This window comes from Pseudomonas sp. GB2N2 (genome assembly GCF_054897705.1).
Genome location: NZ_CM142701.1, coordinates 4766133 through 4788635, shown reverse-complemented (window position 1 = coordinate 4788635; position 22503 = coordinate 4766133). Strand labels below are relative to the sequence as shown.

General features: G+C 59.8%; 22 protein-coding genes. 10 read left to right on the top strand and 12 right to left on the bottom strand.

What is annotated here, in order from left to right; all coding sequences use genetic code 11:
• Positions 1-30 precede the first annotated feature (30 nt).
• Positions 31-636: a 5-formyltetrahydrofolate cyclo-ligase gene (locus ACYZT4_RS22145; RefSeq protein WP_461982971.1), complete on the top strand. Its 606-nt coding sequence runs from the start codon at positions 31-33 to the stop codon at positions 634-636.
• Positions 637-678: 42 nt separating this feature from the next.
• On the opposite strand, the gene ACYZT4_RS22140 is transcribed toward ACYZT4_RS22145, so the two are convergent.
• Entirely contained in the window at positions 679-828 is a 150-nt protein-coding gene (locus ACYZT4_RS22140; protein WP_461982970.1) for a hypothetical protein, read from the bottom strand.
• A 201-nt stretch (positions 829-1029) separates the two neighbouring features.
• Here ACYZT4_RS22140 and ACYZT4_RS22135 point away from each other — a divergent pair, with 201 nt between their 5' ends.
• Complete coding sequence (locus ACYZT4_RS22135; protein WP_461982969.1) at positions 1030-1479, top strand: EVE domain-containing protein; 450 nt, start codon at positions 1030-1032, stop codon at positions 1477-1479.
• Positions 1480-1525: 46 nt separating this feature from the next.
• Here ACYZT4_RS22135 and ACYZT4_RS22130 read toward each other — a convergent pair whose 3' ends face one another.
• A complete protein-coding gene (locus tag ACYZT4_RS22130) occupies positions 1526-1939 on the bottom strand; it encodes a flagellar basal body-associated protein FliL (RefSeq protein ID WP_461982968.1) in 414 nt (137 codons plus the stop codon).
• A 150-nt stretch (positions 1940-2089) separates the two neighbouring features.
• Between ACYZT4_RS22130 and ACYZT4_RS22125 the strand changes: the two genes are divergently transcribed.
• Positions 2090-3067, top strand: coding sequence for an NADPH:quinone oxidoreductase family protein (locus tag ACYZT4_RS22125; RefSeq protein WP_461982967.1), 978 nt, complete (start codon positions 2090-2092; stop codon positions 3065-3067).
• A gap of 199 nt (positions 3068-3266) precedes the next feature.
• On the opposite strand, the gene ACYZT4_RS22120 is transcribed toward ACYZT4_RS22125, so the two are convergent.
• The 7 genes from ACYZT4_RS22120 to ACYZT4_RS22090 all read right to left on the bottom strand — a co-directional run bounded on the left by ACYZT4_RS22120 (position 3267) and on the right by ACYZT4_RS22090 (position 11430).
• On the bottom strand, positions 3267-3935 hold the full coding sequence (locus ACYZT4_RS22120) for a gamma-glutamylcyclotransferase (protein WP_461982966.1): 669 nt from the start codon (positions 3933-3935) through the stop codon (positions 3267-3269).
• Between the two features lie 207 nt (positions 3936-4142).
• A complete protein-coding gene (locus tag ACYZT4_RS22115) occupies positions 4143-5108 on the bottom strand; it encodes a CDP-6-deoxy-delta-3,4-glucoseen reductase (protein WP_461982965.1) in 966 nt (321 codons plus the stop codon).
• Complete coding sequence (gene ubiD, locus ACYZT4_RS22110) at positions 5108-6574, bottom strand: 4-hydroxy-3-polyprenylbenzoate decarboxylase (RefSeq protein ID WP_007942423.1); 1467 nt, start codon at positions 6572-6574, stop codon at positions 5108-5110. Before ubiD ends, ACYZT4_RS22115 begins: the two co-directional genes overlap by 1 nt.
• Positions 6575-6652: 78 nt before the next feature.
• Entirely contained in the window at positions 6653-8608 is a 1956-nt protein-coding gene (locus ACYZT4_RS22105) for an acyltransferase family protein (protein ID WP_461982964.1), read from the bottom strand.
• Between the two features lie 143 nt (positions 8609-8751).
• Positions 8752-10011 carry a transcription termination factor Rho gene (gene rho / locus ACYZT4_RS22100; protein ID WP_007942421.1) on the bottom strand — a complete coding sequence of 420 codons (1260 nt, stop codon included), beginning with the start codon at positions 10009-10011 and terminating at the stop codon, positions 8752-8754.
• Between the two features lie 261 nt (positions 10012-10272).
• Positions 10273-10602: a thioredoxin TrxA gene (gene trxA, locus ACYZT4_RS22095; RefSeq protein WP_003177349.1), complete on the bottom strand. Its 330-nt coding sequence runs from the start codon at positions 10600-10602 to the stop codon at positions 10273-10275.
• A 120-nt stretch (positions 10603-10722) separates the two neighbouring features.
• Positions 10723-11430 carry a FadR/GntR family transcriptional regulator gene (locus tag ACYZT4_RS22090; RefSeq protein WP_461982963.1) on the bottom strand — a complete coding sequence of 236 codons (708 nt, stop codon included), beginning with the start codon at positions 11428-11430 and terminating at the stop codon, positions 10723-10725.
• A 255-nt stretch (positions 11431-11685) separates the two neighbouring features.
• Between ACYZT4_RS22090 and ACYZT4_RS22085 the strand changes: the two genes are divergently transcribed.
• The 5 genes from ACYZT4_RS22085 to ppx all read left to right on the top strand — a co-directional run bounded on the left by ACYZT4_RS22085 (position 11686) and on the right by ppx (position 16173).
• Positions 11686-12471, top strand: coding sequence for a transporter substrate-binding domain-containing protein (locus ACYZT4_RS22085; RefSeq protein ID WP_461982962.1), 786 nt, complete (start codon positions 11686-11688; stop codon positions 12469-12471).
• 21 nt (positions 12472-12492) lie between these two features.
• Positions 12493-13173, top strand: a complete 681-nt coding sequence (locus ACYZT4_RS22080; RefSeq protein WP_461982961.1) for an amino acid ABC transporter permease — start codon at positions 12493-12495, stop codon at positions 13171-13173.
• Complete coding sequence (locus ACYZT4_RS22075) at positions 13170-13820, top strand: amino acid ABC transporter permease (protein WP_461982960.1); 651 nt, start codon at positions 13170-13172, stop codon at positions 13818-13820. Before ACYZT4_RS22080 ends, ACYZT4_RS22075 begins: the two co-directional genes overlap by 4 nt.
• Entirely contained in the window at positions 13807-14544 is a 738-nt protein-coding gene (locus tag ACYZT4_RS22070) for an amino acid ABC transporter ATP-binding protein (RefSeq protein WP_461982959.1), read from the top strand. The genes ACYZT4_RS22075 and ACYZT4_RS22070 overlap by 14 nt, the downstream gene beginning before the upstream one ends.
• 126 nt (positions 14545-14670) lie before the next feature.
• Positions 14671-16173 (top strand): exopolyphosphatase, encoded by a 1503-nt coding sequence (ppx, locus tag ACYZT4_RS22065; RefSeq protein WP_461982958.1) that lies wholly within the window; start codon positions 14671-14673, stop codon positions 16171-16173.
• 145 nt (positions 16174-16318) lie between these two features.
• On the opposite strand, the gene ppk1 is transcribed toward ppx, so the two are convergent.
• Together ppk1 and hemB are read right to left on the bottom strand one after the other, a co-directional pair.
• Positions 16319-18541, bottom strand: a complete 2223-nt coding sequence (gene ppk1, locus ACYZT4_RS22060; RefSeq protein ID WP_461982957.1) for a polyphosphate kinase 1 — start codon at positions 18539-18541, stop codon at positions 16319-16321.
• An 18-nt stretch (positions 18542-18559) separates the two neighbouring features.
• A complete protein-coding gene (gene hemB, locus ACYZT4_RS22055; protein ID WP_461982956.1) occupies positions 18560-19573 on the bottom strand; it encodes a porphobilinogen synthase in 1014 nt (337 codons plus the stop codon).
• Between the two features lie 208 nt (positions 19574-19781).
• Between hemB and ACYZT4_RS22050 the strand changes: the two genes are divergently transcribed.
• Positions 19782-20414 (top strand): DedA family protein, encoded by a 633-nt coding sequence (locus ACYZT4_RS22050; RefSeq protein ID WP_461982955.1) that lies wholly within the window; start codon positions 19782-19784, stop codon positions 20412-20414.
• Here the strand turns inward: ACYZT4_RS22050 and ACYZT4_RS22045 are convergent.
• Positions 20395-21630 carry a sterol desaturase family protein gene (locus ACYZT4_RS22045; protein WP_461982954.1) on the bottom strand — a complete coding sequence of 412 codons (1236 nt, stop codon included), beginning with the start codon at positions 21628-21630 and terminating at the stop codon, positions 20395-20397. The genes ACYZT4_RS22050 and ACYZT4_RS22045 overlap by 20 nt on opposite strands.
• Before the next feature lie 115 nt (positions 21631-21745).
• Between ACYZT4_RS22045 and elbB the strand changes: the two genes are divergently transcribed.
• A complete protein-coding gene (elbB, locus tag ACYZT4_RS22040) occupies positions 21746-22414 on the top strand; it encodes an isoprenoid biosynthesis glyoxalase ElbB (RefSeq protein ID WP_461982953.1) in 669 nt (222 codons plus the stop codon).
• Positions 22415-22503 lie beyond the last annotated feature (89 nt).

Sequence of the window (22503 nt, the reverse complement as noted above, 5' to 3'; positions counted from 1 at the left end):
TGTGTACCCGCACTGCCGAAGCCCTGATCCATGACCGAACCTGCGCTGCCCACCCGCCCGCAACTTCGACGCATGCTGCGCAAGGCCCGCCGTGCACTGACGCCCAGTCAGCAACGCCAGGCCGCTCGCGGGCTGTATAAACAATTGGCCCAGCAGCCCTTGTTTCGCCGCGCCAGGCACATCTCCCTGTACTTGCCCACCGACGGTGAAATCGATCCGCGCCTGTTGCTGCGCGCGGCGCAACGCCGCGGCAAGGCGACTTATCTGCCGGTGCTCAGTGCTTGGCCGCGAACCAAAATGGTGTTCCAGCGAATTCGCCCCGGGGAAAAACTCAAACCCAACCGTTTCCGTATTCTGGAACCACGGGAGAACATCGCCCGCCAACGCAAGATCTGGGCATTGGACCTGGTGCTGTTACCGTTGGTCGGGTTTGACGATGCCGGCGGACGCCTGGGCATGGGTGGAGGTTTTTACGATCGCAGCCTGGCTTATCTGGCGCAACGCAAAAACTGGCGCAAGCCGACGTTATTGGGGCTGGCCCATGAGTGTCAGAAGGTCGAGAAACTGGCTCAAGCGAGCTGGGATGCGCCGCTGCAAGGAACGGTGACAGACAAGGCCTGGTATTTAGCTGGCTAGACGCAACTAATGTCAGCTATCAGCGACGTCGAAAAAACAGGCTCAGCGCTTGAAGGCTGATGGCTGCGGTTGCTGCGCGATTTCAATCGGCGCATCGGTCTTGTTCCACAGGCTTTGGGCATAGCCAGTGGTCACGACACCAAGGCCGAACAAAATAACCAATATCCATAGTAAATCCGGTTTGCGTTTCATCGATTGCCCCCCAAAGGCACATCAACACGATGACAGCAGCGGTTTCCGTTGTAGGTGTAGGCCGTGCAGCAGCGTCAAGCTTAGAAGGCGGGCATTTTGCGGCAACGTGAACTGACACGCAAACACTGGCGTCAACCGACCGTCGGTTTGTCATAAAATTGCCCGACAACTTGCCCACCCGACTCGCAAGGAGCAAAACCCATGGCCTATTGGCTGATGAAATCCGAGCCCGACGAACTCTCGATCAAAGGTTTGGAGAAGCTTGGCAAAGCGCGCTGGGACGGGGTTCGTAACTACCAGGCGCGCAATTTTCTACGGTCAATGGCGGTGGGTGACGAGTTCTTCTTTTATCACTCAAGCTGCCCAGAGCCCGGGATTGCCGGGATCGGCAAGATTGTCGAAGCAGCTTATCCGGACCCGACGGCGCTGGAGGCAGAGAGTCATTATTACGATCCAAAGGCCAGCGCCGAGAAAAATGCCTGGAGCGCGATTGGTGTTGCGCATGTGGAGACGTTTTCGCGGGTGTTGAAGCTGGATTATTTGAAGCAGCAGACGACGCTGGCGCAGATGCCGCTGGTGCAGAAAGGTTCGCGGCTGTCGGTGATGCCCGTTACCGACGAGCAATGGGCGGCGGTGTTAGCGCTGCGTTGAAATGCTTTTGTAGGAGCTGGCTTGCCGGCTCCTACACGATCCAGCATTACTGGATGATCAGGTTGTTGAACAACAAATCCTCAACCACCGGCTTGCCGGTTTCGTCATTCATGACTTGCTGAGCCTGCTTCAAGGCCTCCTGACGCAACTTTTCCTTGGCCTCGACATTGTTCATCGCCTCGGTCGTCTGCTGGGCAAACAGCGCCACCAGCTGATTTCGAATCAACGGCTCATTGGCCTTCACCAGTTTGGTCGCCTCGTCGCCGGTCACCCGCAATGCCACATCAGCCTTGTAGACCTTGAGCTTCGGTGTGCCATCCAACCCGTAGTTGCCCACAAACGGCGGGCTCAGGGTGATGTAATTGACCTTCGGCGCCTCGCCTTCTTTAACTTCTTTGGCTTCTTCAGCCGCTGCCACCACAGGCAGAGACAAGGCCAACAACATGATCCACGCTTTCACAATTCGCTCCTTATCCGGTTTGCGGCCTAGCATAACGACCCGCCGCGCAAGCACAAGCTTATGGCTGACTATCAGGGCGGGGCATGCTCGTTGACCCGTCGACTCACACACCTACACTTATCGGCCATCACTCCCAAAGGAATAGCCCTGATGAAAGCCGTGCTGTGCAAAGCCTTCGGCCCTGCCGAATCGCTGGTGCTGGAAGACGTCGCCAGCCCTGTCGCCAAGAAGAACGAAATCCTCCTGGAGGTGCACGCCGCCGGGGTGAATTTCCCGGACACGCTGATCATCGAGGGCAAATACCAGTTCAAGCCACCCTTCCCGTTTTCCCCGGGGGGCGAAGCGGCCGGCATGGTCAGCGCCGTGGGCGAAAAGGTCAGCCACCTGAAGGTCGGTGACCGGGTCATGGCGCTAACGGGCTGGGGCAGCTTCGCCGAAGAAGTCGCCGTTCCGGGCTACAACGTGCTGCCAATTCCGCCGTCCATGGACTTCAACACCGCCGCGGCGTTCAGCATGACCTACGGCACGTCGATGCACGCGCTCAAGCAACGCGCCAACCTGCAACCGGGCGAAACCCTGCTGGTACTCGGCGCGTCCGGCGGTGTCGGCCTGGCCGCCGTGGAAATCGGCAAAGCCATGGGCGCCCGCGTGATCGCTGCCGCCAGCAGCGCCGAAAAACTCGCCGTGGCCAAGGCGGCCGGCGCTGACGAACTGATCAACTACAGCGAAACCAGCCTCAAGGACGAAATCAAACGCCTGACCGATGGCCAGGGCGCGGACGTGATCTATGATCCGGTGGGCGGCGACCTGTTCGACCAGGCCGTCCGCGCCATCGCCTGGAACGGCCGGTTGCTGGTGGTCGGTTTCGCCAGCGGACGCATTCCCGAATTTCCGGTCAACCTCGCCCTGCTCAAGGGCGCCGCGGTGGTCGGCGTGTTCTGGGGTTCGTTCGCCCAGCGGCAACCGCAGGACAACGCGGCGAACTTCCAGCAGCTGTTTGGCTGGTTTGCCGAAGGCAAGTTGAAGCCGCTGGTGTCGCAGGTTTATCCGCTGAGCAACGCGGCGCAGGCAATCAATGATCTTGGCCAGCGCAGAGCGGTCGGGAAAGTGGTGGTGCAGGTTCGCTGAGCCGAGTTCACCTGGAATGAAAAAAGCGGTTTGAACCTCACCCTGTTCAAACCGCTTTTTTACGCCAAGACTCAATAAGCTTTGGGTCCGCCCCGCTTCGCGCAGATCCACGTCATAAAACCTCGCGAGGTAACAATTCTGCATGCCTGCTGGCGATGGCCTTCCTTGCGCCGACGTTGTGGCACAAGCAGGTCGCCAGTCAGACCCGCGAAGCGATTGCCTGATCGACCTTTGATTTGCAGCGCTTGAGCCGCGCCTCCAGATTCCGGTCTGGCATGGCGTGGCTACGCAGGGCGTTAGCGGTCTGCTCGACATAATCGCGAGTGGTGCCGTAACGCCCGCAAGCGTTTTCGAAGACATGGCTGAGCACGTGATCCGGCAAGTTGCCGGCATAGCTGGGCAGATGCCGTTCCAATACGAATCCCAATGCCTGAACCTGGCTTCCGTCTTCGAGACGGCAGTTAAGCCAGTGCGGGCGATAGGAGGGAAATGGCATTTCGCGCTGCCACAGTGCGTAGAGAGAAGCGTCGAGTTGCTCTTCCGGCAAGCGATAGGCAAAACCACTGCAAGAGCCGCCGCGATCCAGGCCAAACACCAGCCCCGGCACTTCCGGGGTGCCACGATGTTCGTGGGACCACAAATACAAACCGCGATGGTAGCCATGCACACGACCGCGAACACGCTCGACCGCCGGGCATTCGGGACGCCAGATCAACGAGCCGTAAGCAAACAACCAGACCGGTCCACCCTTGTGACGCGCCATCGTTGACTGCATCGAGCTGAGCAATTGTTCGTGAGTGAGCTGCGGTCCCAGATCGAGCCGCGGCGGGTAAGGCAGATTCAGAAAAGCAGGTTCAATAGCGCTCATGGCGAATAGCGTTCAGCTCCCCGCGGGTGATGAATTACTTAATAGAACGCACCGCTGTAACAATAAGGCACATATGTTTTAAGGCAATTTAAGTGCCATGGCACAGTTTTAGATAATTGTCTTACTGCGATATAACCTACCGGCATTTATAAAATTGTATAAATACCGATCGGCTATATAGAGAGTTATATGCAGGAGCGTCATTGCTTACCTGGGCGCATACGCAAAAGCATCTGCGCGCATCTGGTGAGCATCCATCCCCGCTTCAACCAAGGCGTCCAGCGTTCCGTAGACCATCGCCGGTGAGCCGCTGGCGTACACATGCAAGGCCTTCAGATCAGTGAAGTCCTCAACTACCGCCTCATGCAGCATCCCGCAGCGTCCCGGCCAACCACATTGATCGCTGACGATTTTATGCAGGAACAGGTTGGGCAGCTTCAGCCACTCATCCCAATGTTCGATTTCATAAAAGTCTTCAGGACGACGCACGCCCCAATACAGATGCACCGGGTGCTTGAAGCCAGTCGCCCGGCAGTGTTCGATCAGGCTGTGGATCTGGCCCATGCCGGTGCCCGCAGCGATCAGCACCAGCGGACCGTCCGGCAATTCCGCCAGGTGTGTATCACCGAAGGGCAGCTCGACCCGCACCAGCGGATTGCGTTGAAGTTGCTCGATCAGGCCTAGCGCACTGCTTTCGCGCGCCAGCACATGAATTTGCAAATCACGCCCGGCGTGGGGGGCCGAAGCCAGGGAGAAGGCGGATTTCTCGCCGTTCTCGCGCTCGATCATCAAATACTGGCCGGCGTGATAGCGTGGCGGCTTGCCAGCCGGCGCTCGCAGGCTGACGCGCCAGGTATCGCCGCCGACGTCCCTGCACTCAATGACCTGACACGACACACTGCGCACCGGCAACTCTCCCAGCGCAAGCACGCCATCCCACAGCACGATGCAGTCTTCCAGCGGCTCTGCTATGCAAGTGTAGAACTCGCCATGGTCGCGCACACTGCCAGCCTGCGCGACCCGCCCTTCCACCAGAAGCGCAGCGCACACGTGGCAATTGCCGTTGCGGCAGCTTTGCGGGCATTCAAAACCCAGACGCCGGGCGCCATCGAGAATCCGCTCGCCGGGCAGAATCTCAAGCACTGCTCCGGAAGGCTGCAAGGTTACACGCATCAATCTATTCCTAACTGGTTCCAGATGGCATCGATCCGTTGGGTCACGGCATCATCCTTGACGATGACCCGGCCCCACTCCCGCGTGGTTTCGCCCGGCCATTTATGCGTGGCATCGAGGCCCATTTTCGAGCCCAGGCCAGACACTGGCGAGGCAAAATCGAGGTAGTCGATCGGCGTGTTATCGATCATCACCGTGTCGCGCTTGGGGTCCATGCGCGTGGTGATGGCCCAGATCACGTCGTTCCAGTCCCGTGCGTTGATATCGTCGTCGGTGACAATAACGAACTTGGTGTACATGAACTGTCGCAAAAACGACCAGACACCCAGCATTACCCGCTTGGCATGACCGGGATACGACTTCTTCATGGTCACGATGGCCATGCGGTACGAGCAGCCCTCGGGTGGCAGGTAGAAGTCGGTGATCTCCGGGAACTGCTTCTGCAGGATTGGCACGAACACTTCGTTCAGCGCCACGCCGAGGATTGCCGGCTCATCCGGTGGACGGCCGGTGTAGGTGCTGTGGTAAATCGGTTTGATCCGGTGAGTGATGCGCTCGACGGTGAACACCGGGAAGCTGTCGACTTCGTTGTAGTAACCGGTGTGGTCGCCGTACGGACCTTCATCGGCCATTTCGCCGGGATGAATCACGCCTTCGAGGATGATTTCGGCGGTGGCCGGGACTTGCAGGTCGTTGCCTCGACACTTCACCAACTCAGTACGGTTACCGCGTAGCAGGCCGGCGAAGGCGTATTCGGAGAGGCTGTCCGGCACTGGTGTCACGGCGCCAAGGATGGTTGCCGGGTCCGCACCCAGCGCCACGGAGACCGGGAACGGCTGGCCCGGATGCTTCTCGCACCATTCGCGGTAATCCAGCGCGCCGCCTCGGTGGCTCAGCCAGCGCATGATGACCTTGTTGCGCCCGATCACTTGCTGACGGTAGATGCCGAGGTTTTGGCGATCCTTGTTCGGGCCCTTGGTGACGGTCAGGCCCCAGGTGATCAGCGGGCCGACGTCGCCGGGCCAGCAGGTCTGTACCGGCAGCATCGCGAGGTCGACGTCGTCGCCCTCGATGACCACTTCCTGGCACACCGCGTCTTTGACGACTTTCGGCGCCATGGCGATGATCTTGCGGAAGATTGGCAGCTTGGACCAGGCGTCTTTCAAGCCTTTCGGCGGCTCGGGCTCCTTGAGGAACGCCAGCAGCTTGCCGATCTCGCGCAGCTCGCTCACGGCTTCGGCGCCCATGCCCATGGCCACCCGTTCCGGGGTGCCGAACAGGTTGCCCAGTACCGGGATGTCGTAGCCAGTGGGGTTCTCGAACAATAGCGCCGGACCCTTGGCCCGCAGCGTGCGGTCGCAGACTTCCGTCATCTCCAGCACTGGAGAGACGGGAATCTGGATGCGTTTCAACTCTCCGCGCTGCTCAAGTTGCTGCACGAAATCCCGAAGGTCCTTGAATTTCATTGAAGATGCCACCCCGAAAATAGGCGTACATCCTACCTGCTCTGGCGCGCAAACAGCAGCCCGTCCGCGCTGCAGGCCTCAATTGTGAGTGATGCCCAGCAGCATCGGGACGAACAACGGGCTCAGTCGAGCGCTGCCGGCATCCGACAGGTGCCCCTCGTCCCGGTACTGCGAATGACCGTTGACCTCGATGTTGCAGACTTGCTCACCACACATCATTGGCGTCGGATCGATCACGTGTACACCGGGGTCAGCAGCGCTCATCGAGCTGAACAGGTCGCTGAGAAAATGCTGGCGCGCCAGGTGCTCTTCAAGCGGACGCCCCTGCCCTTCGGTCGAACGGCCGATCCGGGCCAGGCTGGTCAGCCGCTCGACGGAACCCTTGCGCTGCTGCGGCACCTCTTCAAACAACCAGACTTGCGCGCCCGCTTCCCTGATCGCCGCCACCCGCGCCTTGACCGCGGCGGCCATGCGGGCCTCGGCCTGGGCGGCATTATCGTGCTTATTGAGCAGCACGGTCTTGTCACCGTCTTCGCGACCGTAGACGTATAGATTCCAGTTGGAAGCCAGGACCACATCCTTGATCTGCAATCGGCGAACCTGCTCCATGGTCTTTTCGTTGAAGTCCCTGCAACGCTGGCGCGGTTCATCGCTGAGAATCGGCGGGCAGGCACTCATGCTGTAAAGCCAGACAGGGCGACCCTCAAGCGTGGCGCTGCGTTCGACGGCCGGCATCAGTGCCGCGGCATGGCTGTCGCCCCAGACCATCCGGGTCGCGGGCAGCTGTTTGTTCGCACCCAGCAGACACGCCTTGTCGAGGTTTTTATCCTTGGTCACCACCATGCATTTCAATTGCCCGGCCCGCCATTCACGAGCCTGCGCATATTCCTGCGCCTTGCCGGTCAGACGATTGGGGAAACCATCCTGCGAACGCACCACAGTACCGGTCACCGCCAAGACAGCCATGACCAACAAACCGCCCACCAACACCGGTTTACGCCCGGCCAGCAGACGTTTTTCACGAAACGGAAGTTCAACGTAGCGCAAGCTCAACCATGCCAGGCCGAGTGCCAGCAGCATCCAGCCCGCCGCCTCCAAGGGCTGGATGCCGTCGATTGAAATGGCGTTGGCATAGACGTAGACCGGCCAGTGCCACAGATACAGCGAATAAGACAGCAAGCCGATCCAGACCAGCGCACGAGCACTCAGTATCTGACTGACCCAGGTCGACCCCTGCGCGCCGGACCAGATCAGCGCAGTGGCGCCGAGCACGGGCAATGCGGCGGCCCAACCCGGAAATACCGTCGCCTTGGTAAACGTGAACACCGCTACCAGCACCGCCGCCAGACCGGCCATGCCTACAGTTTGAGAAATCCACGGTTTCACCGCATGTTTCGGCGCCGGCAATACCGCGAGCATCGCGCCACACAACAACTCCCAGGCGCGAGTCGGCAGGGAGAAGAAGGCCACGTCGGGTTTGTGGTCGATATAGGCGATGTTCAGCCCAAAGGACACCAGCAACACGGCAAACAGCACCCAGCGCCAATGGCGGATATGGCGCATCAGCAGCACCATCAACAACGGAAAGAAGATGTAGTACTGCTCTTCAACCGCCAGAGACCAGGTGTGCAGCAAAGGTTTCAGCTCCGAAGCCGGCTGGAAGTAGCCGTCTTCGCGCATGAACAGAATGTTTGAAATGAACAGCGCCTGGTAACGAACCGTTCTTCCCAGTTCGGAGAAGTCCTTGTCCGTCAGCAACATCCAGCCCAGCGCCAGGGTCGCCACCAGCACCATACTCAACGCCGGGATAATGCGTCGGGCACGCCGGGCCCAGAAATCGATGAAGCTGAAACGCTGCGCGTTGATTTCGCGGAACAGGATGCTGGTGATCAGGAATCCGGAAATGACGAAAAACACGTCAACGCCGACAAAGCCGCCACTGAACGTACTGAAACCGAAATGAAAAAGTACAACCGGAACAACGGCCAGAGCCCGCAGCCCATCGATGTCACGGCGATTTCCGAATGTGTGCATAGCGTCTCTTGATATTTTTTGACACAAAACCGATTTGACAGAGACATCGGCGGGGTAAGGAAGTTATCACTTCGGATACAAATATCAAGACACACAAAAAAAGGCGCCCGGTTAGGGCGCCTTTGTTTGCAGCGGACTGCGTGTTACTTGCGTTTCATCGACAGGAAGAACTCGTCGTTGGTCTTGGTCGTTTTCAGCTTGTCGACCAGGAACTCGATGGCGGCGATTTCGTCCATCGGGTGCAGCAGCTTGCGCAGGATCCACATGCGCTGCAACTCGTCGTCGGCCGTCAGCAACTCTTCGCGGCGGGTGCCGGAACGGTTGATGTTGATGGCCGGGAACACGCGTTTTTCAGCGATACGACGATCCAGCGGCAGCTCCATGTTGCCCGTACCCTTGAATTCTTCGTAGATCACTTCGTCCATCTTCGAGCCGGTTTCAACCAGCGCGGTGGCGATAATGGTCAGCGAACCGCCTTCTTCGATGTTCCGCGCGGCGCCGAAGAAACGTTTCGGTTTCTCCAGGGCGTGGGCATCGACACCACCGGTGAGCACTTTGCCGGAGCTCGGGATCACGGTGTTGTAGGCGCGAGCCAGACGGGTGATGGAGTCAAGCAGGATCACCACGTCTTTCTTGTGTTCGACCAGGCGCTTGGCCTTCTCGATCACCATTTCGGCAACCTGCACGTGGCGGGTTGGCGGCTCGTCGAACGTCGAGGCAACCACTTCGCCGCGCACGGTGCGCTGCATTTCGGTCACTTCTTCCGGACGTTCGTCGATCAGCAATACGATCAGATGAACTTCAGGATTGTTACGTGCGATGTTCGCTGCGATGTTCTGCAGCATGATGGTTTTACCGGCTTTCGGCGGTGCAACGATCAGACCGCGCTGGCCTTTGCCGATCGGGGCGCACAGGTCGATGACACGACCGGTCAAGTCTTCAGTGGAACCGTTGCCGGCTTCCATCTTCATGCGCACAGTCGGGAACAGCGGGGTCAGGTTCTCGAAGAGAATCTTGTTTTTCGCGTTCTCGGGACGATCGTAGTTGATCGTGTCGACCTTGAGCAGTGCGAAATAACGCTCGCCTTCCTTCGGAGGGCGGATCTTGCCAACGATGGTGTCACCGGTGCGCAAGTTGAAGCGGCGGATCTGGCTCGGCGAGACGTAGATATCGTCCGGGCCGGCGAGATAGGAAGCGTCAGCGGAGCGCAGGAAGCCGAAGCCGTCCTGGAGAATCTCCAGCACGCCATCACCGGAGATTTCCTCGCCGCTTTTAGCGTGCTTTTTGAGCAGGGAGAAAATCACGTCCTGCTTGCGCGAACGGGCCATATTTTCTATGCCCATCTGTTCGGCCAATTCGAGCAGTTCGGTAATCGGCTTTTGCTTGAGTTCAGTCAGATTCATATAGGAATGACGTAATCATTTATGGAGGGGGGGAAATTAAGCTTTTGGGCTTAATGAGGCCGCGCCGCAGAGAAGGCGACAGGATCGCGTACTTATTCGAAAAGGAGTGCGTCGGCGACGGCTAGCAGGGGGCAGTGGAGAAACCAGTGCGGGGCCGAATGTACCACCTGAGTTTCGGACCGTCTAGCCCTCAATAACGAAAAAGCCCCGCAATGTGCGGGGCCTTTTTTCGGACACTTTACAGCGACGCTTGGACGACGATTAGATATTGGCGTCGAGGAAAGCCGCCAGTTGCGACTTCGACAGTGCGCCGACCTTGGTCGCTTCAACGTTGCCGTTCTTGAACAGCATCAGGGTCGGGATGCCACGCACGCCATGCTTGGCCGGGGTTTCCTGGTTTTCGTCGATGTTCAGTTTGGCAATGGTCAGCTTGCCTTTGTACGTCTCGGCAATCTCGTCCAGGACCGGAGCGATCATTTTGCAAGGGCCACACCATTCAGCCCAGTAGTCGACCAGCACAGCGCCTTCGGCCTTGAGTACATCGGCCTCGAAGCTAGCGTCGCTAACGTGTTTGATAAGATCGCTGCTCATGGAAGTCTCCAGGTTGTAAGCAAAAAAACGTGGCCCATCATAGCCGCCCTTCCCTCGTTCAGGAAGGTCCGAATGATTGAGTCTCGCTATGGTGGTGCATGAGTCTGGGTATAGCTCAAGTCACGAAGGGGCGGGAGCGACGAAGGCAATCCCGGTGCGCAGGGCGGCGTTGCGCACATGTTCGTGCATGGCCTTCTGCGCCGCACTTGAAGAACGCCGCGCCAGCGCACGGAGGATTTTGCGGTGCTCGTGCCAGGTCTCCATGGCGCGGTCGGCCCGGATGAACGGTAGCTTCTGACTCTCCAGAAAGATCTCGGCACTGGCCGTGAGGATGCTCAACATCGCCTGATTGCCGCTCGCCAGCAGGATTCGCCGGTGAAAATCGAAGTCCAGTCGCGCCGCCGCCTCAAAGTCGCCGGCCTTCAATTCGTTGCGCATTGCGGCGACGTTGTCCTCCAGCGCATCAAGCGCTTCGAGCGTCAACGTCACGGCCGCGAGTCCGGCGGCAAACCCCTCAAGGGCATAGCGCAACTGGAAGATATCCAGCGGCGAGGCCTGGGCCGCGAATGGCCAGCTCAGCGCCGCATCGGAGCGCGGCAGGTCTACCGGCGCCTGCACGAACACGCCCTTGCCCGGCTGAATGCTGATCACGCCCAACGCGCTCAACGACGACAAGGCTTCGCGCAGCGACGCCCGGCTCACGCCCAATTGCAACGCCAGGTCGCGTTGCGAAGGTAACGCGTCTCCTGGTCCGAAGCCTTGCTCGGTGATCAATTTGCGGATGGCTTGCAGCGCCACTTCTGGTACGGCTCGGGAGATCGAATTCATGGTTGTTCAGACGAACCAGGCGAATGAGCGGCTAGTTTTAAAGCTATTCGCGACGTCCGGCAAGTCGTGCCCCAGCAGGGTTCGATGAGGGACGTCGATGCGCTATCGCAGTGCGAAACGCAGCCCGACTGTTCAGACCAGTAAGACCGAACAAACCAGCAAAACCGGGGCCTCGCATGGCAAAAACTCAATGTTGGCATGCCCCGTGCTCTGTCGATCCGCAGAATTCTTTCCTCGCCGATCCGGAGATTTGCCATGACCCTGCGTTACAGCGCCCTCCTCGCGTCCCTGTTTGCCAGCCTGATGCTGAGCCAGGCGCCCGCCCACGCTGACGGTCTGGAGGACGTGGTCAAACGCGGCGTGCTCAAGGTCGCCGTGCCGCAGGACTTCCCGCCGTTTGGTTCGGTCGGTCCGGACATGAAACCCCGCGGCCTCGATATCGACACTGCGAAACTGTTGGCCGACCAGCTCAAGGTCAAACTCGAACTGACGCCGGTCAACAGCACTAACCGCATCCCTTTCCTGACCACCGGCAAGGTTGATCTGGTGATCTCCAGCCTCGGCAAGAACGCCGAACGTGAGAAGGTCATCGACTTCTCCAGCGCCTACGCGCCGTTCTACCTCGCGGTGTTCGGTCCGCCGGACGCCGAGATCAAAAGCCTCGATGACCTCAAGGGCAAAACCATCAGCGTCACCCGTGGCGCCATCGAAGACATCGAGCTGACCAAAGTTGCACCCGAAGGCGTGACCATCAAGCGCTTCGAAGACAACAACTCCACCATCGCCGCCTACCTCGCCGGCCAGGTTGACCTGATCGCCAGTGGCAACGTGGTGATGGTGACCATCAGCGAACGCAATCCAAAACGCATTCCCGCGCTGAAAGTGAAGCTCAAGGATTCACCGGTCTATGTCGGCGTGAACAAGAACGAGCCGGCGCTGCTGGGCAAGGTCAACCAAATCCTCGCCACCGCCAAGACCGACGGCGCGCTGGAGAAAAACTCCCAGACCTGGCTGAAAGAACCGCTGCCGGCCGATCTCTGATCGCCACTCGGGAGATTTGACATGGCCTATCAGTTCGACTTTTTGCCGGTGGTGCAAAACACTGACCTGCTGCTGCGCGGTGCGCTGTTCACCCTTGAACTGACGGCCATCGGCGCGGTGCTCGGCGTCGGCCTGGGCATCGTCGGGGCGCTGGTGCGGGCGTGGAACATCCGTCCGTTCTCGGCGATCTTCGGGGTTTACGTCGAGTTGATCCGCAATACGCCGTTCCTGGTGCAGCTGTTCTTCATCTTTTTCGGTCTGCCCTCGCTGGGCTTGCAGATTTCCGAATGGCAGGCGGCGGTGCTGGCGATGGTGATCAACCTCGGGGCGTATTCGACCGAAATCATTCGTGCCGGCATCCAGGCGATTCCGCGCGGGCAACTGGAAGCCGCAGCGGCACTGGCGATGAGCCGCTTCGAAGCCTTCCGCCACGTGATCCTGCTGCCGGCACTGGGCAAGGTCTGGCCGGCGCTGTGCAGCCAGATCATCATCGTCATGCTTGGCTCGGCAGTGTGTTCACAAATCGCCACCGAAGAACTGAGCTTCGCCGCCAACTTCATTCAGTCGCGCAACTTCCGCGCCTTTGAAACTTACGCGCTGACCACGCTGATTTACCTGTGCATGGCGCTGCTCATCCGTCAGTTGCTGAACTGGATCGGACGCCGCTGCCTCTACAAAAGCAGCGGGAGGAGCGCCCAATGAGCGATTTCACCTTCTGGGACGTTGTGCGCAATCTGCTCACGGGCCTGCAATGGACGCTGGCGCTGTCGCTGGTGGCGTTTATCGGCGGCGGGCTGATCGGCTTGCTGATCATGGTCATGCGCATTTCGAAAAAGGCCCTGCCGCGCAACGTCGCCCGCACCTACATCGAGCTGTTCCAGGGCACGCCGCTGCTGATGCAACTGTTCCTGGTGTTCTTCGGCGTAGCGCTGGCCGGCGTGGAGATTTCACCGTGGGCCGCGGCGGCGCTGGCCCTGACGTTGTTCACCAGCGCTTATCTGGCGGAGATCTGGCGCGGGTGCGTCGAGTCGATTGCCAACGGCCAGTGGGAAGCCTCGGCGAGCCTGGCGCTCAATCCGCTGGAGCAACTGCGCTACGTGATTTTGCCCCAGGCGCTACGCATTGCCGTGGCACCTACCGTGGGGTTTTCGGTGCAGGTGGTGAAAGGCACCGCCGTCACTTCGATCATCGGTTTCACCGAGCTGACCAAGACCGGCGGCATGCTCGCCAACGCGACGTTCGAGCCGTTCATGGTCTACGGCCTCGTCGCCCTCGGTTACTTCCTGCTCTGCTACCCCTTGTCCCTCAGCGCGCGCTACCTGGAAAGGAGACTGCATGCCTCTGCTTAGAATTTCCGCCCTGCATAAATATTACGGCGACCACCATGTGCTCAAAGGCATCGACCTGAGCGTCGAGGAAGGCCAGGTGGTGGCGATCATCGGTCGCAGCGGCTCTGGCAAATCCACGTTGCTGCGTACGCTCAATGGCCTGGAATCGATCAATGACGGCGTGATCGAGGTCGATGGCGAATACCTCGATGCCGCGCGTGCCGATCTGCGCACCCTGCGCCAGAAAGTCGGGATGGTGTTTCAGCAGTTCAATCTGTTCCCGCACCTGACCGTTGGCGAGAACGTGATGCTGGCGCCGCAAGTGGTGCAGAAAGTGCCGAAGGCCAAGGCAAAAGAATTGGCGCGGGAGATGCTGGAACGGGTCGGGTTGGGCGAAAAGTTCGATGCGTTCCCGGATCGGCTGTCCGGCGGCCAGCAACAGCGCGTGGCGATTGCCCGGGCGCTGGCGATGTCGCCCAAGGTGTTGCTGTGCGACGAGATTACCTCGGCGCTGGACCCGGAGTTGGTCAATGAAGTGCTGAGCGTGGTTCGGCAACTGGCCAGGGAAGGGATGACGTTGATCATGGTCACCCACGAAATGCGCTTTGCCCGGGAGGTTGGAGACAAATTGGTGTTTATGCATCAAGGGAAGGTGCATGAGGTGGGAGATCCGAAGATCCTGTTCGCGAATCCGCAGACGACGGAGCTGGCGAATTTCATCGGGACCGTCGAACACGCCACCTGATCGTTCCCATGCTCCGCGTGGAAACGATCGGAGTGGTGAGGTGGATCAACGCTTTGAACACTGCGCGTTGGCGTCAGCGGTTGATCGTGGCACGATGTCTGGGTTATCGACCGAGACCCCCAGACCATGCCGCAATTCCAAGCCAAGAATCTGTCCCTGATCGCCGCAATCGACCTGGGCTCGAACAGCTTTCACATGGTCGTGGCCAAGGCCCAGAACGGCGAAATCCGCATTCTCGAACGTCTCGGGGAGAAGGTTCAGCTGGCCGCCGGCATCGACGATGAGCGCCGCCTCAGCGAAGACTCCATGCAGCGCGGGCTCGATTGCCTGAAGCGTTTTGCCCAACTGATCAATGGCATGCCGACAGGCACCGTGCGCATCGTCGGCACCAACGCCCTGCGTGAAGCGCGCAACCGCGCCGAATTCATTCACCGCGCCGAAGAAATCCTCGGTCACCCGGTGGAAGTCATTTCCGGCCGTGAGGAAGCGCGCCTGATCTACCTCGGCGTTTCCCACACCCTCGCCGACACGCCGGGCAAACGTCTGGTGGCCGACATTGGCGGCGGCAGTACCGAATTCATCATTGGCCAGCGTTTCGAACCGCTGCTGCGCGAAAGCCTGCAAATGGGCTGCGTCAGCTTCACCCAACGCTATTTCAAGGACGGCAAGATCACCCCGGCCCGCTACGCCCAGGCGTACACCGCGGCGCGGCTGGAGATCATGAGCATTGAACACGCCCTGCACCGCCTGACCTGGGATGAAGCCATCGGCTCCTCGGGCACCATTCGCGCCATCGGCCTGGCGCTGAAGGCCGGCGGTCACGGCACCGGCGAGGTCAACGCCGAAGGCCTGGCCTGGCTCAAGCGCAAACTGTTCAAACTGGGCGACGCCGAAAAAATCGACTTCGAAGGCATCAAGCCTGACCGCCGGGCGATCTTTCCGGCAGGCCTGGCGATCCTCGAAGCGATTTTCGACGCCCTCGAGCTGCAACGCATGGACCACTGCGAAGGCGCCCTGCGTGAAGGCGTGCTCTATGACCTGCTTGGCCGTCATCATCACGAAGACGTCCGCGAGCGCACCCTCAGCTCGTTGATGGAGCGTTATCACGTTGACCTGGAACAAGCGGCACGGGTGGAGCGCAAAGCGCTGCATGCGTTCGATCAGGTAGCCGCAGATTGGGAACTGGATGACGGCGTCTGGCGCGAACTGCTGGGCTGGGCCGCCAAGGTCCATGAAGTAGGCCTGGACATCGCTCACTATCAGTACCACAAGCATGGCGCCTACCTGATCGAGCACTCGGACCTCGCCGGTTTCTCCCGTGAAGACCAGCAAATGCTCGCCCTGCTGGTGCGTGGCCATCGCCGCAACATTCCCCGGGACAAGTTTGCCGACTTCGGCGACGACGGCATCAAGCTGATTCGCCTGTGCGTGCTGCTGAGGTTTGCGATCCTGTTCCATCACATCCGTGGCACCCAGGAAATGCCTCAGGTGGTGCTGCACGCCAACGGCGACAGCCTCGATGTGCAATTCCCGACGAACTGGCTGGACGAAAACCAGCTGACCCAGGCTGATTTTGCGCTGGAAGCGGAATGGCTGACGCGGGTGGGTTTCACCCTCAACGTCCGATAAATAAAAAAGGCCTTCTTCGGAAGGCCTTTTTTTGTGCGATTGCCCTGTGGGAGCGAGCCTGCTCGCGAAGAGGCCATCACAGCCAACATCTATGTTGACTGATCTGACGCCTTCGCGAGCAAGCCGCTCCCACAGGTTATGCGCGTTAACGCACCGCCAGAATCGGGCTGCCCAACCGCTCCAGCAACGTCGCCTGCGCACTGCGCGGGTTCTGGTTGCCGGTCGGCGTGTTGCGGATGTAGCGACCGTCCGCCTGCAAGCTCCAGCTGTGGGTGTTATCGGTGAGATAAAGCTCCAGCTCTTTCTTGACACGCATGATCAGCTTCTTGCCTTCCACCGGGAAGCAAGTCTCGACGCGCTTATCGAGGTTACGCTCCATCCAGTCCGCGCTGGAGAGGAACATCTGCTCTTCACCGCCATTGAGGAAGTAGAAGACCCGGGTGTGTTCGAGGAAGCGGCCAATGATCGAGCGCACGTGGATGTTGTGCGAAACCCCGGCAATCCCCGGACGCAGGCAGCACATGCCGCGCACCACCAGATCAATCCGCACGCCCGACTGGCTGGCCTTGTACAACGCACGGATGATCTTCGGATCGGTCAGCGAGTTGAACTTGGCGATGATGTGCGCCGGTTTGCCGTCCAGGGCGAACTGCGTTTCCCGGGCAATCATGTCAAGCATGCCCTTCTTCAGCGTGAACGGCGCGTGCAGCAGCTTCTTCATGCGCAGGGTTTTACCCATGCCGATCAGTTGGCTGAACAGTTTGCCGACGTCTTCGCACAAGGCGTCGTCCGAGGTCAGAAGGCTGTAGTCGGTGTACAGACGGGCGTTGGCAGCGTGGTAGTTGCCCGTGCCCAAATGCGCATAGCGCACGATTTCGCCGGCCTCGCGACGCAGAATCAGCATCATCTTGGCGTGGGTCTTGAAGCCGACCACGCCGTAGATCACCACTGCACCGGCCGCTTGCAGGCGGCTGGCCAGTTGCAGGTTGGATTCTTCGTCGAACCGCGCGCGCAGCTCGATCACCGCAGTGACTTCCTTGCCGTTGCGCGCGGCGTCCACCAGCGCATCGACGATTTCCGAGTTGGCGCCGGAACGGTACAGCGTCTGGCGGACCGCCAGCACATGCGGATCTTTCGCCGCCTGGCGCAGCAAATCGACCACCGGCGTAAACGACTCGAACGGGTGCAACAGCAGAATGTCCTGCTTGCTGATCACGCTGAAAATGTTCTCGCTGTTCTGCAGCAGTTTCGGGATCTGCGGCGTGAACGGCAGGTATTGCAGCTCCCGCTGGCTGTCGAGGCCGGTGATGCTGAACAGGCGGGTCAGGTTGACCGGACCGTTGACCTGATACAGCTCGGTTTCGTGCAGGTTGAACTGCTTGAGCAAGTAGTCGGACAGCTGTTTCGGGCAGGTATCGGCCACTTCCAGACGCACCGCGTCACCGTAGCGACGGGAGAACAACTCGCCGCGCAGGGCGCGGGCCAGGTCTTCCACGTCTTCGGTGTCGACGGAAAGGTCGGCGTTTCGGGTCAGACGGAACTGATAGCAGCCCTTGACCTTCATGCCCTGGAACAGGTCATCGGCGTGCGCGTGGATCATCGATGACAAGAACACATAGTTGTCGCCAGCGCCGCCGACTTCTTCCGGCACCTTGATGACACGTGGCAGCAGACGCGGCGCCGGGATGATCGCCAGACCGGAATCGCGACCGAAGGCGTCGATGCCTTCGAGCTCGACGATGAAGTTCAGGCTCTTGTTCACGAGCAAAGGGAACGGGTGCGTCGGGTCGAGGCCGATCGGGGTAATGATCGGCGCGATTTCGTCGCGAAAATAACGGCGGACCCAGGTTTTGAGCTTGGTGGTCCAATGGCGGCGACGGATAAAGCGGACCTGATGTTTCTCCAGTTCCGGCAACAGAATGTCGTTGAGGATCGCGTACTGGCGATCGACATAACCGTGCACCAACTCGCTGATCCGGGCCAGGGCCTGGTGCGGTTGCAGACCATCGGCGCCGGCCTGCTCACGGGCAAAGGTGATCTGTTTCTTGAGGCCGGCGACGCGAATCTCGAAGAACTCATCGAGGTTGCTGGAGAAAATCAGCAGGAACTTCAGCCGTTCCAGCAACGGGTAGGACTCATCCAGCGCCTGCTCCAGCACACGAATGTTGAACTGCAGTTGCGAGAGCTCGCGATGGATGTACAGGCTGCTGTCATCCAGGCCTGGCACGACAATCGCTGGCGCCGCCGGTGCGGTTTCGACGATCACCGCGGGTGGAGCAGGCTCCAGCTCCGGCGGGGTCTCGGCGATTGGCTCCACCACGGGTTGAGCCTCTTTTACGGCAACTTCAGTGAGTCCTTCGGTATTCATGGAATGTTCCTGGGAGGGCTATTGTTGCTCTCGTAACAATTGAGCAGCACGAACGGCAAAGTAGGTCAGGATGCCATCCGCGCCTGCGCGTTTAAAAGCGGTCAGGGATTCGAGGATAACCCCTTCGCTCAACCAGCCATTCTGGATCGCCGCCATGTGCATGGCGTATTCACCGCTGACCTGATAGACAAATGTTGGCACTTTGAATTCTTCTTTGACCCGGTAAAGGATGTCCAGGTACGGCATGCCTGGCTTGACCATGACCATATCCGCGCCTTCTGACAAGTCCGCCGCCACTTCATGCAGGGCTTCGTTGCTGTTGGCCGGGTCCATCTGATAGGAGGCCTTGTTGGCCTTGCCCAGGTTCAGCGCCGAACCCACCGCATCGCGGAACGGGCCGTAATAGGCACTGGCGTACTTCGCCGAGTAGGCCATGATCCGCACGTTGACGTGATCGGCCAGCTCAAGGGCTTCGCGGATCGCCTGGATGCGACCGTCCATCATGTCCGACGGGGCCACCACCTGAGCGCCGGCGTCGGCAAGGGACAGGGCCTGCCTGACCAGTGCGTCGACGGTAATGTCGTTCTGCACGTAGCCTTCTTCGTCGAGGATGCCGTCCTGACCGTGGGTGGTGAACGGGTCCAGCGCGACGTCGGTGATCACACCGAGTTCAGGGAATTGCGCACGCAACGCGCGGGTGGCGCGCTGGGCAATGCCGTTCGGGTTCCACGCTTCAGCGCCATCCAGCGACTTCAGCTCCGGCGGCGTGACCGGGAACAGCGCCACGGCTGGAATGCCCAATTCGACCCATTTGGCGGCTTCTTCAAGCAACAGGTCGATGGTCAAGCGCTCGACGCCCGGCATCGAGGCCACCGCTTCACGACGGTTTTCACCGTCCAGCACGAACACCGGCAGGATCAGATCATCGACGGTCAGTACGTTTTCACGAACCAGTCGGCGCGAAAAATCATCACGGCGGCTACGACGCAGGCGAGTGGCAGGAAACAAACGATTGGCGGGGGTAAAACTCACGGCAGACTCCAGAGCCCGCGCTGGCAGGCGAGCGTGACAGTTATAAGCGGCCATTATGACGGTGGTGTTACAGATATGTGCACCCCTGCGACAGGTAGCCGCATTCCATTGTCCTTGTAGGAAATGTTCACGTCGAGACACATTTGGACACTTTCATGAATGTGCACGAAGGGTTAGGCTGCGCGTTCATTTCGCCAGCACCCAGACAATGCTCCAACAATTTCTGCATGACTTCGGCTACTTTGCCCTTTTTCTCGGCACGTTCTTCGAAGGCGAAACCATTCTGGTGCTCGCAGGCTTCCTCGCGTTCCGTGGATACATGGACATCAACGTGGTGGTGGTCGTGGCCTTTTGTGGCAGTTATGCCGGCGACCAGCTGTGGTACTTCCTGGGACGCAAGCACGGCCGCAAGTTGCTGGCGCGCAAACCCCGCTGGCAGTTGATGGGCGATCGGGCACTGGAACACATCCGCCGGCACCCGGATATCTGGGTGCTGAGTTTCCGCTTTGTCTACGGTTTGCGCACGGTGATGCCGGTGGCGATCGGCCTGTCAGGCTATCCGCCAGGCCGTTACTTGCTGCTCAACGGGATTGGCGCAGCGATCTGGGCAACCGCCCTGGCGGCCGCTGCCTATCACTTCGGCGCGGTGCTCGAAGGCATGCTGGGCAGCGTCAAGAAGTACGAGCTGTGGGTGCTCGGCGCCCTGCTGGTGCTGGGCGTCGGCCTGTGGCTGCGTCGGCGCTTCAAGAATGCGCGTCTGGCGAAGCAGGTCTACGCCGACGAGCAGGCCTTGAAAGCCGAACAGGCCAAGGCCGCCGAGATCAAGACGCCAGGCGAGTGAAGCGGTTTCTGCAACAGTAGAGACCGATGACGCTGAGCAGGCTGTAACTCAGCAGGCCGACCCAGCCCACCGCGCTGGCCGGCCAAAGCCCGAGCACCGGCGCCAGCCACGTCAGCGGCACATTCGAGGCCAGCCGCAAGAGCTCCAGCTTCAACGCCCACCGGCGATTCTCCAGGGCCACGCCCAACGTGAACAACCCCAGCGCCATCGCACTCCAGCCGAGCACCAGAGCGGCGGTTGGCAGATGCTGTTCAAAGTTCATCAGGTAACTGCCCAGCGCGACGTAAACGCCGAATTGCAACACGACGTAAATCTGCTGGCGCCCGTCCAGCGACACTTCGAATTTGCGGAACTGGCTCAGGTCCGGCTTGTTCATCGGGTACTTCGCCGCTACATCCGCCGGCCGCCAACCGGTGCGCATGAACCAGATCCGCAGCTTGTCCCACAGGCTTTCGGACCGCCGCGCGTCATCCCATAACTGCGCGTAAAACTGCACATTCGCCCACAACGGATTCCAGCTCGCCAGCGGCGTGGTCACGCCGAAAATCACCGGCTCGTTGTCGTCTTCTTCCTGGAACGAGCCAAACAGACGGTCCCAAATAATGAACACCCCGCCGTAGTTGCGATCCATGTAGAGAGCGTTCTGCGCATGGTGGGCCCGATGATTGGACGGCGTGACGAAGAACCACTCGAACCATCCCAGTTTGGGAATGTGTCGGGTATGCACCCAGAATTGATACAGCAGGTTGAGCGCCGCAACGCTGACAAACACCAGCAGCGGCACGCCCGACACGGCCATCGGCAAGTAGAAGATCCAGCTCAACAGGAAACCCGTACTGGTCTGGCGCAACGCCGTGGAAAGGTTGTAATCCTCGCTCTGGTGATGCACCGAATGCGCCGCCCAGAGAATGTTTCGCTCGTGGCCCATGCGGTGCAGCCAGTAGTAGCAGAAGTCGTAGAGGACAAAGGCAAACACCCAGACCCAGACGCTGTCGGCAGCGAGGTCGAACAGTGCCAGGTGCTGGAGGGCAAAGGTATAGGTCAGCAGCCCCACGCCTTTGGTCAGCAGGCCCGTGGTGGTCGAGAGCACGCCGGTGCTGATGCTGTTGATCGCGTCCGCCACCCGATAGTTGCTGACCCCGCGCCAACGGTCGGCCAGCAGTTCGATGGCAATCAGCACAAAGAAAAACGGCACCGCATACAGAATGAAGTCCATGACGCGCCCTGATCGGAATTTTAAGCACAGATCCTAGGTGTAGCCGCGAATTAACCCTATGGCAACGAGTGACAAATTAGTGGACATTTAACGCCATGAATCTGGAGAAAAACCCATGAGCAAAAAAATTGCAGTGATCCTTTCCGGTTGTGGCGTCTACGACGGCGCCGAGATCCACGAAAGCGTGATCACCCTGCTGCGCCTGGACCAGCGTGGCGCTCAGGTGCAGTGTTTCGCCCCGAACATCGCGCAATTGCACGTGATCAATCACTTGAACGGTGAGGAGATGCCCGAGTCGCGAAACGTGCTGGTCGAATCGGCGCGGATCGCCCGGGGCAACATCAAGGACATTCGCGAAGCGGACGTCGAAGCGTTCGATGCGCTGATTGTCCCCGGCGGTTTTGGGGCAGCCAAGAATCTTTCCAACTTTGCCATCGAAGGCGCCGGCTGCACCGTGCAACCGGATGTGCTGGCCCTGACCGAAGCGTTTGCCGAGGCCGGTAAGCCGGTCGGGCTGATCTGCATTTCCCCGGCGCTGGCGGCGAAGATTTACGGGCCCGGCGTGGTCTGCACAATCGGCAACGACGCCGACACGGCGGCGGCGATGAACAAGATGGGCGCGACCCACAACGACTGCGCGGTGAGCGAGATTGTTGAAGACAAGGCGCGCAAACTGGTGAGCACGCCAGCGTACATGTTGGCGCAGACCATCAGCGAAGCGGCTTCCGGGATTAACAAACTGGTCGACCGCGTGCTCGAACTGACCCACGAAAACGACGCCTGACCCCGATTACTGTAGGAGCGAGCTTGCTCGCGATGGACGTTAACGATAATGCGTGCGTCCAGAATAGACGCGGCGCTCTTAAATCCATC

Bases quoted from the DNA above. Each gene is read 5' to 3' on its own strand.
- ACYZT4_RS22145 (WP_461982971.1), top strand. From the start codon at position 31: ATGACCGAACCTGCGCTGCCCACCCGCCCGCAACTTCGACGCATGCTG.
- ACYZT4_RS22140 (WP_461982970.1), bottom strand. From the start codon at position 828: ATGAAACGCAAACCGGATTTACTATGGATATTGGTTATTTTGTTCGGC.
- ACYZT4_RS22135 (WP_461982969.1), top strand. From the start codon at position 1,030: ATGGCCTATTGGCTGATGAAATCCGAGCCCGACGAACTCTCGATCAAA.
- ACYZT4_RS22125 (WP_461982967.1), top strand. From the start codon at position 2,090: ATGAAAGCCGTGCTGTGCAAAGCCTTCGGCCCTGCCGAATCGCTGGTG.
- ACYZT4_RS22120 (WP_461982966.1), bottom strand. From the start codon at position 3,935: ATGAGCGCTATTGAACCTGCTTTTCTGAATCTGCCTTACCCGCCGCGG.
- ACYZT4_RS22115 (WP_461982965.1), bottom strand. From the start codon at position 5,108: ATGCGTGTAACCTTGCAGCCTTCCGGAGCAGTGCTTGAGATTCTGCCC.
- ubiD (WP_007942423.1), bottom strand. From the start codon at position 6,574: ATGAAATTCAAGGACCTTCGGGATTTCGTGCAGCAACTTGAGCAGCGC.
- ACYZT4_RS22105 (WP_461982964.1), bottom strand. From the start codon at position 8,608: ATGCACACATTCGGAAATCGCCGTGACATCGATGGGCTGCGGGCTCTG.
- rho (WP_007942421.1), bottom strand. From the start codon at position 10,011: ATGAATCTGACTGAACTCAAGCAAAAGCCGATTACCGAACTGCTCGAA.
- trxA (WP_003177349.1), bottom strand. From the start codon at position 10,602: ATGAGCAGCGATCTTATCAAACACGTTAGCGACGCTAGCTTCGAGGCC.
- ACYZT4_RS22090 (WP_461982963.1), bottom strand. From the start codon at position 11,430: ATGAATTCGATCTCCCGAGCCGTACCAGAAGTGGCGCTGCAAGCCATC.
- ACYZT4_RS22085 (WP_461982962.1), top strand. From the start codon at position 11,686: ATGACCCTGCGTTACAGCGCCCTCCTCGCGTCCCTGTTTGCCAGCCTG.
- ACYZT4_RS22080 (WP_461982961.1), top strand. From the start codon at position 12,493: ATGGCCTATCAGTTCGACTTTTTGCCGGTGGTGCAAAACACTGACCTG.
- ACYZT4_RS22075 (WP_461982960.1), top strand. From the start codon at position 13,170: ATGAGCGATTTCACCTTCTGGGACGTTGTGCGCAATCTGCTCACGGGC.
- ACYZT4_RS22070 (WP_461982959.1), top strand. From the start codon at position 13,807: ATGCCTCTGCTTAGAATTTCCGCCCTGCATAAATATTACGGCGACCAC.
- ppx (WP_461982958.1), top strand. From the start codon at position 14,671: ATGCCGCAATTCCAAGCCAAGAATCTGTCCCTGATCGCCGCAATCGAC.
- ppk1 (WP_461982957.1), bottom strand. From the start codon at position 18,541: ATGAATACCGAAGGACTCACTGAAGTTGCCGTAAAAGAGGCTCAACCC.
- ACYZT4_RS22050 (WP_461982955.1), top strand. From the start codon at position 19,782: ATGCTCCAACAATTTCTGCATGACTTCGGCTACTTTGCCCTTTTTCTC.
- ACYZT4_RS22045 (WP_461982954.1), bottom strand. From the start codon at position 21,630: ATGGACTTCATTCTGTATGCGGTGCCGTTTTTCTTTGTGCTGATTGCC.
- elbB (WP_461982953.1), top strand. From the start codon at position 21,746: ATGAGCAAAAAAATTGCAGTGATCCTTTCCGGTTGTGGCGTCTACGAC.